The 11,726-nt window shown below is 47.0% G+C and carries 10 protein-coding genes; all 10 read left to right on the top strand.

Going from position 1 to position 11,726, the window contains the following annotated elements:
• The first annotated feature begins 68 nt into the window (after window positions 1–68).
• The 10 genes from atpE (at window position 69) to ACYQ2E_RS02000 (ending at window position 11,641) form a co-directional block, all read left to right on the top strand.
• Window positions 69–272, top strand: coding sequence for an ATP synthase F0 subunit C (gene atpE / locus ACYQ2E_RS02045; protein ID WP_460016390.1), 204 nt, complete (start codon window positions 69–71; stop codon window positions 270–272).
• Window positions 273–310: 38 nt separating this feature from the next.
• Window positions 311–1,024 (top strand): F0F1 ATP synthase subunit A, encoded by a 714-nt coding sequence (atpB, locus tag ACYQ2E_RS02040; protein ID WP_460016389.1) that lies wholly within the window; start codon window positions 311–313, stop codon window positions 1,022–1,024.
• Window positions 1,025–1,041: 17 nt separating this feature from the next.
• Complete coding sequence (gene atpF, locus ACYQ2E_RS02035) at window positions 1,042–1,548, top strand: F0F1 ATP synthase subunit B (protein WP_460016388.1); 507 nt, start codon at window positions 1,042–1,044, stop codon at window positions 1,546–1,548.
• Entirely contained in the window at window positions 1,548–2,075 is a 528-nt protein-coding gene (locus ACYQ2E_RS02030) for a F0F1 ATP synthase subunit delta (RefSeq protein WP_460016387.1), read from the top strand. Before atpF ends, ACYQ2E_RS02030 begins: the two co-directional genes overlap by 1 nt.
• A gap of 117 nt (window positions 2,076–2,192) precedes the next feature.
• Complete coding sequence (gene atpA / locus ACYQ2E_RS02025) at window positions 2,193–3,701, top strand: F0F1 ATP synthase subunit alpha (protein WP_460016386.1); 1,509 nt, start codon at window positions 2,193–2,195, stop codon at window positions 3,699–3,701.
• Window positions 3,702–3,703: 2 nt separating this feature from the next.
• Window positions 3,704–4,585 carry a F0F1 ATP synthase subunit gamma gene (locus ACYQ2E_RS02020; RefSeq protein WP_460016385.1) on the top strand — a complete coding sequence of 294 codons (882 nt, stop codon included), beginning with the start codon at window positions 3,704–3,706 and terminating at the stop codon, window positions 4,583–4,585.
• A 64-nt stretch (window positions 4,586–4,649) separates the two neighbouring features.
• Window positions 4,650–6,059 carry a F0F1 ATP synthase subunit beta gene (gene atpD / locus ACYQ2E_RS02015; RefSeq protein WP_460016384.1) on the top strand — a complete coding sequence of 470 codons (1,410 nt, stop codon included), beginning with the start codon at window positions 4,650–4,652 and terminating at the stop codon, window positions 6,057–6,059.
• A gap of 2 nt (window positions 6,060–6,061) precedes the next feature.
• Entirely contained in the window at window positions 6,062–6,490 is a 429-nt protein-coding gene (locus tag ACYQ2E_RS02010; RefSeq protein ID WP_460016383.1) for a F0F1 ATP synthase subunit epsilon, read from the top strand.
• A 260-nt stretch (window positions 6,491–6,750) separates the two neighbouring features.
• Complete coding sequence (locus ACYQ2E_RS02005) at window positions 6,751–8,847, top strand: NAD(P)/FAD-dependent oxidoreductase (RefSeq protein WP_460016382.1); 2,097 nt, start codon at window positions 6,751–6,753, stop codon at window positions 8,845–8,847.
• Window positions 8,848–9,649: 802 nt separating this feature from the next.
• A complete protein-coding gene (locus tag ACYQ2E_RS02000; RefSeq protein ID WP_460016464.1) occupies window positions 9,650–11,641 on the top strand; it encodes an ABC transporter ATP-binding protein/permease in 1,992 nt (663 codons plus the stop codon).
• Window positions 11,642–11,726 lie beyond the last annotated feature (85 nt).

Below are 11,726 nucleotides of genomic sequence, written 5' to 3'. Positions count from 1 at the left end.
CGCGATAAGGTGTAAGATTTAAAAGTAAAAAATAAAAACAGCGAAAGCTGAAAAGAAAGAAGAAAAAAATGACTGGATCAATTAATATCCTTGCAGTCGCAATCGCCGCAGCCGCAGCCGCAGTTGGGGATGCCCTTATCGTGCTTAACTTTTTGAATGCCGCTGCTCGTCAGCCGGAAATGGAATCGAGACTATTTGGACGTATGATTATCGGTGTAGCCTTCGTCGAAGCCACCTTCTTCATCACTGTAGCCATGTCCTTTGCCCTTTAACCCCTTCACTATGAAGTACATAGAAAGGAGGAATCGGCATGGAAAAAACCTGGACATTTAATGTAGGCCCAATCGCATTTGACGGCACAATTTTAATAATGACGCTCTTGACCGTGCTCATCATCTTTCTTCTGGTTTTTTGGGCAAGTCGCAAGATGACAATTGTTCCGAAAGGTAAACAAAATGTACTTGAATTTGTAGTCGATTTTGTTTCGGGTATAGGAAAAGATAATCTTGGTGACGCTGAAGCAAGAAGGTTTTCATTTTTCTCATTCAGCATTTTTTCATTTGTGCTGATTGCAAATGAAATCGGTCTGGTGACAAAACTTGAGTCGCCGACAGGCCTAAGCCTCTGGAAGTCGCCAACTGCGAATCCAATCATCACAATTACACTTGCGGGTATCGTCATTGTTTTCTCAAATTTAGCAGGTGCTGAAAAGTTCGGCCTATGGGGCTATATCAAGAATTCTTTCCTGAAGCCGCCTGCATTTATGCTGCCTTTAAACTTGCTTGAAGAATTCACGAACACGCTGTCACTGGGTCTCCGGCTTTACGGCAACATTTTTGCTGGTGAGATTCTGCTGGGACTGATTGCGTCATTGGCAACCTCCATTGTGTGGCTGTATCCATTGTCAATCGTTCTGGAAGTGATTTGGATTGGCTTCTCGCTCTTCATCGGAGCAATTCAGGCCTATGTCTTTACTATACTGACAAATGTCTATCTCAGCCACAAAGTACTGGCTGAACATTGAGAAAGGAGTAGAAAATTATGTTTTTAGCTGAAACTGCTCCCGTGAACACGATTATCGGAAATGTCATCGTTGTCACCGGCGGATTTCTAATTCTGCTGTTTTTACTTAAAAAGTTTGCATGGAAACAAATTACAAGCATATTTGAAGCCCGTGCAAAAAAAATCACTGACGACATTGATGCGGCCGAAGAGGCCCACAAATCGGCAGATGAGCTTGTAACGCAGCGTGAAACAGAACTTTCACATACGCGTGAAGAAGCAGCAGACATTGTAAAAACCGCAACCGTCACAGCAGCCCAAACTCGTCAAAACATGCTTGAAGAAACATTAACCGAAGTTACCAAGCAGAAAAAGCATGCCGCAGATGACATAGCCAACGAAAGAGATGCAGCACTCAAAGGCGTCAGGAATGATGTCGCGTCAATTTCAGTACAAATTGCCGAGAAACTAATCGGAAAGTCTTTGGATGCCGACAGCCAGTCAGAATTGATTGACAGCTATTTAGCAAAACTGGGTGACAAATAATGGCAGAAACAATCATTGCGAGAAAATACGCGAAAGCACTGCTTGAAGCCGCCAAAGGCCGGAACTCAGTTGAGGAAATCTTAGCAGAAGTTAAAGAAATCCAAGAGGCACTCGAAAATTGTCAGGCTCAAAGTTATCTCAGCGAGCAAATTGTTCCAGACGAGCAGAAAACTGCACTCTTGAACAAAATTGCCGGCGACATGTCGCTCTTTATGGGAAATTACTTGAAGCTCATCGCGGAAAACGGCAGATATGCCCTATTGTCAGAAAGTCTGAAAGAGTTTGTGGCACAGGCAAACAAGGCCCTTGGCCATGATGAGGTTGAAGTCATTACCTCAGTCGCACTAACGAAAGCCCAGAAAGAGAAGATGACAAATGTCATCAAAGCAGAATTCAAACTGAAAAACGTGACAATCATCAACCAAGTGAATGAAAACATCCTTGGCGGATTCATCATCAAAAACGAGGCGAAGGTCCTAGACGCCTCCATCAAGTCACAACTGGCGAAAATCGCCGTAGAATTATAACGATGCGAGACACGCCCGTCAAGAAGCGTAGAAATTTCCCCCACATAGTGGGGAAGCGACTGCTTACTAGCTTCTAGCGTGTCGAACTCAAATCAAAATAAAGAAGGAGCTTAAACATTGGCAATAACTGCAAATGAAATCAGCTCGCTGATTAAACAACAAATTGAAAATTTCACACCAGATTTTGAAGTAGCTGAAACAGGCGTTGTCACTTACATCGGTGACGGTATTGCGCGTGCTTACGGCCTTGAAAATGCGATGAGCGGCGAGCTTGTTGAGTTTTCGAACGGCTCATTTGGTATGGCGCAGAACCTTGATGCTACAGACGTAGGTATCATCATCCTGGGCGATTTCCAAACCATCCGCGAAGGTGATACGGTTAAGCGTACCGGCAAAATCATGGAAGTGCCTGTCGGCGAAGCCTTAATCGGCCGCGTCGTAGACCCGCTGGGAAGACCCGTGGACGGCCTCGGTGAAATTAAGACAGATAAAACACGTCCTGTCGAATTCAAAGCCCCAGGTGTCATGCAGCGCAAATCAGTCTTTGAGCCGCTGCAAACCGGTATCAAAGCCATTGATGCCCTGGTGCCAATTGGACGTGGTCAGCGTGAGTTGATTATCGGTGATCGTCAAACCGGTAAAACATCCATCGCCATTGATACAATCCTGAATCAAAAAGACGAAGATATGATTTGTATCTATGTTGCGATTGGTCAAAAAGAATCAACCGTCCGTACACAGGTTGAAACACTGCGTGCTTTCGGTGCGCTTGATTATACGATTGTTGTGACAGCGTCAGCATCACAGCCTTCCCCGCTCTTGTACATTGCGCCATATGCAGGTGCTGCCATGGGTGAGGAATTCATGTATAACGGCAAGCATGTGCTCATCGTATACGATGATTTATCTAAACAGGCCGTGGCCTACCGTGAACTTTCGCTCTTGCTGCGTCGTCCGCCAGGTCGTGAAGCCTATCCGGGTGATGTCTTCTATCTGCATTCACGTCTTTTGGAGCGTGCGGCCAAGCTTTCTGATGAGCTGGGCGGCGGTTCAATGACTGCCCTGCCGTTCATCGAGACACAGGCCGGAGACATCTCAGCCTACATTGCCACGAACGTGATTTCCATCACAGACGGACAAATCTTCCTGGAAGACGACCTGTTCTACTCAGGCGTACGTCCTGCCATTGATGCCGGACTTTCCGTGTCGCGTGTCGGCGGTGCTGCCCAAATCAAAGCCATGAAGAAGGTTGCAGGGACACTGCGTCTTGACCTTGCGTCATACCGTGAACTCGAAGCCTTTACTCAATTCGGCTCGGACTTGGATGCGGCCACTCAGGCAAAACTGAACCGCGGGCGCCGGACGGTAGAAGTGCTGAAACAGCCGCTGCACAAGCCGCTGCCTGTTGCGAAGCAGGTTGTGATTCTTTATGCGCTGACACACGGTTTCCTGGATGATGTGCCGGTTGACGACATTCTTGATTTTGAAAGCAAGATGTTTGATTTCATTGACATTCATCACAAAGACTTGTTTGACACCATCACAACGACAAAGGACTTGCCAAATACAGACGATTTGGATGCTGCAATTACAGAATTCAAGAAATCTACGAATTACGGAGAATAGCCATGGCTGGATCTCTGAATGAAATAAAAACAAAGATTGCGTCCACGCAGAAAACGAGCCAGATTACTGGAGCCATGCAGATGGTTTCTGCGGCAAAACTGCAGAAATCGGAAAAAATTGCCAAGAACTATCAGATTTATGCTGAAAAAGTTCACGAAGTCACAATTGACCTGGTTTCGCATGGTGAATCCAAAACTGAAAATCCCTTGCTGACAGTGCGCCCAGTCAAAAGAACCGGCTATTTAGTCATTACCTCTGACCGCGGCCTCGTCGGCGGCTATAACACCAACATTTTGAAGTCTGTTATGGCCAAGTTCAAGGAACATCAGGAAAAAGGCGAAGAATATTCAGTCCTTGCGCTTGGTGCAATGGGCGCAGAATTCTTCAAAGCACGCGGCATTGAATTAGCTTACGAGCTGCGCGGCATTGCTGAAAATTTGTCTTTTGCACAAGTGGACGAAATTGTGAGCCAGTCTGTCAAGCTCTTCTCCGACGAAGTCTTTGACGAACTCTATGTCTGCTACAACCATCACATCAACAGCTTGACCAGTTCAGTGCGCATGGAGAAAATGCTGCCGATTACAATTGACGCAGATGAAATCGAAGAGGCCGGCAATAAAAAACGCAACTTTGAATTTGAACTTGAGCCCAGCCGCAAAGAGATTCTCGACGGACTCCTGCCGCAGTATGCTGAGTCAATGATTTACGGGGCCATTGTTGATGCTAAAACCGCTGAACATGCCGCCGGCATGTCGGCCATGCGTACAGCAACAGACAACGCACATAACGTGATTGACTCATTAACAATTGCATACAACCGTGCACGGCAAGCTGCAATCACCCAAGAAATCACAGAAATTGTAGCCGGTGCTTCGGCCATCTAAATTAAGTAAAACAACAAGCCGAGCCCTCGGGCGAACGCTATTACTATTACAAGGAGGAAATTAATTGAGTTCTGGTAAAATTACACAGGTTATCGGACCAGTCGTTGACGTTGAGTTCTCAACTGACACGGCACTTCCTGAAATCAATAACGCATTGATTGTCTACAAAGACGTTGATGGCACAAAAACCAAAGTCACGCTTGAAGTCGCACTTGAACTTGGCGACGGCATCATCCGTACAATCGCCATGGAGTCAACCGACGGCCTGACGCGCGGACTCGAAGTGCTTGATACCGGCAAAGCAATCAGCGTACCGGTCGGCAAAGAGACGCTTGGACGTGTATTTAACGTGCTTGGTGATACGATTGACGGCGGCACGCCATTTGCAGAAGACGCAAAGCGCGACCCGATTCACAGAGAGGCGCCGAAATTCGACGAACTGTCAACAGCCAACGAGATTCTGGTCACAGGCATCAAAGTCGTTGACTTGCTTGCCCCTTACCTAAAAGGCGGTAAAGTCGGACTCTTCGGCGGTGCCGGTGTCGGAAAAACCGTCCTGATTCAGGAGCTGATTCACAACATTGCCCAGGAGCACGGCGGCATCTCAGTCTTTACCGGTGTCGGCGAGCGTACCCGTGAAGGAAATGACCTGTACTTTGAAATGAAAGGCTCTGGCGTCCTGGAGAAAACGGCTATGGTCTTCGGACAGATGAACGAGCCGCCAGGTGCCCGCATGCGTGTGGCCCTGACAGGTTTAACCATTGCTGAGTATTTCCGCGACGTCGAAGGACAGGATGTGCTGCTCTTTATTGACAACATTTTCCGCTTCACTCAAGCAGGCTCAGAAGTATCCGCCCTCTTGGGACGTATGCCGTCCGCAGTTGGCTACCAGCCGACACTGGCCACTGAAATGGGCCAGCTGCAGGAGCGTATCACATCAACCAAGAAAGGCTCAGTTACCTCGATTCAGGCCATCTACGTGCCTGCCGACGACTATACTGACCCAGCGCCCGCAACAGCCTTCGCCCATTTGGATTCCACAACCAACCTGGAGCGCCGCCTGACACAAATGGGTATCTACCCTGCCGTTGACCCTCTGGCTTCCTCTTCACGTGCCCTGACGCCTGAAATCGTCGGCAAAGAGCACTATGCGGTAGCTATGGAAGTCCAGCGTGTGCTGCAGCGATACAAAGAACTGCAGGATATCATCGCCATTCTCGGTATGGACGAATTGTCTGATGATGAGAAACAATTAGTCGGACGTGCCCGCCGCATCCAGTTCTTCCTGTCGCAGAACTTCCACGTGGCAGAAGCATTTACAGGACAGCCAGGCTCATACGTGCCAGTAGAAAAGACCGTTCAGGACTTCAAAGACATCTTGTCAGGCAAATATGATGAGATTCCGGAAGAAGCCTTCATGAGCTGCGGACCAATTGAAGATGTGCTCGAAAAAGCCAAGAAAATGGGTTACTAATCATGGCAGAAACAAGCGAAATGACAGTTCAGGTCATCACACCTGACGGCATCACCTATGACCACCATGGAACTTATATAAGTCTCCGTACAGTTTATGGTGAAATGGGTATCTTGCCCAACATGATTGAAACCATTGCCCGCTTGAGCGTGGACGAGGTAAAAGTCCGCCGCATTGAAGACAAGAATAAAGTTGATTACATTGCCGTAAACGGCGGTATCGTCGAAGTCAACCAAAACGTCGTCACAATCATTGCCGATTCGGCCGAACGTGACCGCGATATTGACGTTTCACGGGCTGAACGTGCGAAAATGGCTGCTGAACGTGAAATTCAGGAAGCTCACGATAAACATTCGACGGATGCGCAGCGCCGTGCAGAAGTTGCCCTGCGCCGTGCGATTAACCGCTTGAATGTTTCTAAACATATTTGATTTTACGAAAAAAGCTGCTTGACGCAGTTTTTTTCATAACTTGTCTGCGGCAGGTGAATTCTGACAGTGTGTACAAAGAGTTCAGAGGAAAAAATGTAGAAGAGAGTATAGTTGCTCAAAAAATAAGACTTTGTCAATAAATTGTCCAGAATTATCATTATTTTCTCATGTTTTTGTTTTCACACACAATTGTTGTCAAATCGGGACAGATAAGCTATAATAAAGAGTGAACTATATTATTTTTTATATTAGGAGTAAACATGACAAAAAAAATTGTTGTCGTGGGCGCAGGCTTTGCAGGCCTTAAAGCGACTAAAACTTTGTCAAAGGCGTTGAAAACTGACGCTGAGATTACGTTGATTGATCGTCATAGTTATCACACTATGATGACCCAGTTGCATGAGGTTGCCGCTGGCCGTGTGCCTTTCACCAATGCCCAGTATGATTTGGGGCGTCTGGTCGGTAAACGGAAAAATGTACATATTGTCACGGATGAAGTGACGAGTGTGGACAAAGAGGCTAAAGTTGTAAAAACAACGCACGGCAGTTATGAATACGATTATGTAGTCGTAGCCATGGGTGCCGAGCCGGCTGATTTCGGTATTCCAGGGGTTAAAGAGCATTCATTTACGCTTTGGTCAATGGAAGACGCGATGCGCATCAAGCATCATCTGGAGGCCATCGTTCAGCGCGCTTCAACTGAGCTTGACGACGAGAAACGTAAGGCTATGCTGAATTTCTCAGTGGCTGGTTCTGGATTCACTGGTATCGAAATGATGGGTGAACTCATTGAATGGCGCGATGTTACGGCTAAAGACTGGAAGATTGACCCGAAAGATTTCACGCTGAACATTATCGAAATGATGCCGACGATTCTGAATACGCTTGACCGTAAGCAGGCTGACAAGGCAATGAAGTACATGCAGAAACACGGCGTGAATTTCCTGCTGAATCACGGCATTACTGAGGTAGGCAAAGACTTTGTGAAAGTGGCTGTCGGCGCGAAAGACGAAGAGAAGACCACAGAGACGATTCCAACCTACACGCTGATTTGGACAACAGGTGTTCAAGGCAATACGCAGGCGAGTGTTTTCGAGCTTCAGGAAACTGAACGCGGCCATCGTCTGCATGCCAATGAATACATGGAAGCCATCGGCTTTGAGGGCCAAGGTATCTATGTGGCAGGTGATATTTCCGGCTTCATCGGTAGTGACGGCCGTCCTCAGCCGCAGATTGTTGAAGCGGCCGAGCAGACTGGCGGTACAGCAGCGGCGAATATCATCGCTGACATGAAAGGCACTGAGAAGAAGAAGTTTGTCTTCAAGATGTCTGGTACCATGGTTTCAATCGGCGGTAAATATGGTGTGGCCTTCCTCTTTGATAAATGGCGTCTGTCAAGCTTCTTTGCCATGTTCATGAAGAATTTCATCTACATTATTTACACGCTTGAAATCGGCTCGCTCTGGTATTTCTTTACTTATCTGAAAAACGAATTCTTCCACACGCCAGACGGACGCAATCTGGGACGCGGGCATTTCTCTCGTCTGGGCAATGTGCTCTGGAGCTTCCCGCTGCGTTTGTTCTATGGTCTGATTTGGCTGCTGGATGCTGTACCGAAGGTCTTCGGTGATTCTGCGCATTCTTGGATGGGCGATACGGTTAAGATTTCGACTTTCGTGAAAGGCTATTCTCCAACTGGCTGGCTGGTGAAGCCTGTGGCTAAAGCTGCTACGACGGCTTCAAGCGCAGCAGCTGAGGCGGGAGCTTCAACAACAGCTTCATCGTCATCTTCAGTTGCTTCAAGCGCTGCAGATGCGGCAGCAGGTGCTTCAACAGCGACTTCGACTTCATCTTCGAGTGCGGCTGCAATCACTGCACCTAAATCTACCGGCGGCTTCATGGGCTGGTGGAACAGCATTTTCAACGCTGTGCCTGCTGACCAGAGTCCAGACGGTATCAAACATGTCTGGGGGCTGACTTATGAGTACGGCACAATGCCTAAGGCTACAACAGACGGTGTGCCGAAATGGATGGTAGGAATTACGAAGTTCATGATTCCGAACTACGAGACGGCGCTGTTCCTGCAGAAAGTCATGTCAATTGTTGAATTGCTTCTGGCTTTGGCCATTATGGCTGGTGCCTTCACATTCATCGCCTCAGCAGCAACTGCTGGATTGACTGTTATGTTTGCGTCAACTGGTATGCTGACTTGGGTGTCCATCTGGTACATCTTCGTTGCCATTGCACTGATGAACGGCTCAGGTCGCGCACTGGGACTTGACCGCTGGATTCAGCCTTGGATTCAGAAACATTTCTTCCATTGGTGGTATCGTAAACCTCAATCAATCTACAAATAAGAAGAATAATATTTCTTCACTATAATAGATAGCCCCTTTTTGCGGGCTATTTTTATATCCGAATTTACTTATAAATTCTGAGCTTATTTATAAATTTTATGTTAAAATGACAGTAAAAATTAGAAGGTACAATCGAATGGCCAACGAGATGGATTTAAGAAATCAGATAAGAAGTGAACGGGCGAATTTAGGAAAAAATTGGCACTTGGAGCGTTCTCGGGTAATCCCGGATAATCCGTTTGAAACAGCTGAAAATAAGCATTTGCTGAAGCAGCTTGCCAATTGTTCAGCTCAGTCAGCAGATATTCTCAATCTCAAAAAAGAGGCGTCTGCTTTCAGTGATTTGGCGCAGAACCGTAAAAATGTGGTGCAGGCACAAGCTAATTATAAACTGGCTTGGTATGATTTTCAGGCGAGTTCTGATGAGCTCTTCTTGTCTGACGGTACTAATACAACGATTAATGCAGACTCTCAGGAAAAGCTGACGAATTTTAAATCGGCCAGACAGAATTTTGAAAATCAATGGGAGGCCTATTCAGTTCGTGTCAAGCAAGCGCAGACATTTACCGGAAAATTGAGCGCTGTTGACTTTGGCCTGCAAGCTGAGGAAGTGACCAAAAAAGAGTCAGAGCAAAAACTGCAGGAAATTACTGAGACGGATTCTTATCCTGCCTATCAGGCATTTGATGGCTATACTAAAGAAAATGTCAAAACGGATTTCGCCGCAAGTCATCCTGAAGCGGGTACTTTTACAGCAGAAACTGAATCCGTTTCATCAACTCCCCCTCCTCCACTTCTAGAGCTGCGGGATATTCACAAATCTTTTTTCCTGGGAAAAGAAGAATTTCCTGTTTTAAAAGGCATCAGCCTGAAGGTCCGCCGCGGTGATTCTGTCAGTTTGCTGGGCGAATCCGGCGGCGGCAAATCCACCTTAATGAATATTATCGGCGGTCTGGACCGTGAATATGACGGGGAAGTCATCGTTGAAGGACAGACACAGAAGTCGAAAAAAGAAAAAGATATGGATGCTTATCGCCGTGACACGATTGGATTCATCTTTCAGTCTTTTAATCTGATTAACTATTTGAGTGTCCTGGACAATGTGCTGGTTTCGCTGAAGATGACGAATTTGTCTGATAAAGAGCGAAATCAGCGTGCTGTGCAGCTGATTCGCCAGGTGGGACTCTATGAGCATCGCAAGAAAAGACCGGCCCAGTTGTCGGGCGGTCAAAAGCAGCGTGTGGCCATTGCAAGAGCGCTTGCGAGCGACCCGGAGATTATCCTGGCGGATGAACCGACGGGTGCGCTGGATTCTGATAATACAGAGGAAGTACTGGATTTGCTGGACAGCATTGCAAAATCGGGAAAGGCTGTCATTGTGGTGACGCATTCGCAGGAGGTGGCCAATCACGGCACACGGATTGTGCATCTGGAAGACGGCAAGATTCTAGACGATTCGCGTATCAAAGAGGCTTATCCTGTGGTGCAGCTTGAAAGGCAGTTTAAACCGAAGGTTCTGAGCTACGGCGATACTTTCCGCATGGCTTTTAAACATTTTCTGAATTCCTGGAAGATTAATCTGCTGATTGCCATCGGCTCGGCCATTGGTCTGGCTTCTGTCATGTTTTTCTTCGGGCTGGGCAATGGCGCGACGAAGTATATGAATTCCCAAGTGACCAATCTTGCCAATCCGAATGTTTTCATTGCTGTACGGCGTAGTGCTGAAAATCAGGATAAAAATCCCAATAGTGCCTTTCAGCAGGCTGCTCAGGCCAATGCGACCTCTCCAGCCGATTATTACATTAATTCGTCTTATAAGGACAAGCTTCAGAAAGTCAATCATGTCAAGTCGGTGGACCCGATGTATATGATGAATACAGCGATTCATATGGATTACAACGGCAAGAGCAAGGAGATGAAAAGTCTGGTAAGCTGGTCCAGTTTGTTGACGGATTCCAGTCTCAATGCTGGTAAAGCGCCTGGTAAAAATGAACTTGTGCTTCAAGAATCTGATGTTCAGACGCTTGACCCGGCGGCTTATGCCGATAAGAACTGGAAAGCGGTGCTGGGAAAGACGATTGATGTTACTTTTATGCTAATGACCAGCAGCGGGCCAAGTCAAGTGCAGCAGAAAATGACCGTTTCTGGCGTCTTGAATGCGACTGGTTCTATGGCTTTCAACAGTCCTATGACTTCATATGATACAATAAAAGGACTTTATGAAGCAAACGGAATGTCAACTGAAACGGGGTATGTCATTGTCACGGTCGATAAGACAGTAAATGTCAAGCAGGCGACGCAAAAGATTGACGCTATGAAAACAGACGGTAAGTATATCTTTGCGACCAGAGGTGTCGGCAGCATTCTGGACACGATTAGCTCCATCACGCAGATTGTCACCATTGTGCTGGCTGCGGTTGCAGGAATTTCGCTTCTGGTGTCGATTTTCATGATTATCGTCACGACTTATATGTCAGTTGCGGCGCGGACTAAGGAGATTGGCGTGATTCGTGCAATGGGCGGACGGCGCAAGGATATTTCGCGCTTGTTTACGGCGGAGAACCTGATTCTGGGCGTCTTCTCGTCTATCATTGCAATCGGTCTCTCATTTGTCGGGCAGTTTGCAATCAACAGGGGCATGCACAGTCTGGTCGGTGGCGATATTGTGCAGATTCTGCCTTACATGATTGTGATGGCTATTATCATTGCGCTGGTCATTGCTTTCTTTGCCAGTTTGGCTCCATCGGCTAAGGGGGCACGTCTTAACACGATTGAATCGTTGGCGGCGGAGTAAACTTTCTGCTAGGGCTAAAGCTTTCTTCAGTGCAAAATATCATCATCTGTACAAAAAATCCGGATTCGTCAGAATTCGGATTTTG

Source organism: Lactovum odontotermitis, assembly GCF_054658595.1.
This window is presented reverse-complemented; position numbering and strand designations above follow the sequence as displayed.

Excerpts from the sequence above, each read along its gene's own strand:
- ACYQ2E_RS02030 (WP_460016387.1), top strand. The coding sequence starts at position 1,548 with ATGGCAGAAACAATCATTGCGAGAAAATACGCGAAAGCACTGCTTGAA.
- ACYQ2E_RS02005 (WP_460016382.1), top strand. The coding sequence starts at position 6,751 with ATGACAAAAAAAATTGTTGTCGTGGGCGCAGGCTTTGCAGGCCTTAAA.
- ACYQ2E_RS02020 (WP_460016385.1), top strand. The coding sequence starts at position 3,704 with ATGGCTGGATCTCTGAATGAAATAAAAACAAAGATTGCGTCCACGCAG.
- atpE (WP_460016390.1), top strand. The coding sequence starts at position 69 with ATGACTGGATCAATTAATATCCTTGCAGTCGCAATCGCCGCAGCCGCA.
- atpF (WP_460016388.1), top strand. The coding sequence starts at position 1,042 with ATGTTTTTAGCTGAAACTGCTCCCGTGAACACGATTATCGGAAATGTC.
- atpB (WP_460016389.1), top strand. The coding sequence starts at position 311 with ATGGAAAAAACCTGGACATTTAATGTAGGCCCAATCGCATTTGACGGC.
- ACYQ2E_RS02010 (WP_460016383.1), top strand. The coding sequence starts at position 6,062 with ATGGCAGAAACAAGCGAAATGACAGTTCAGGTCATCACACCTGACGGC.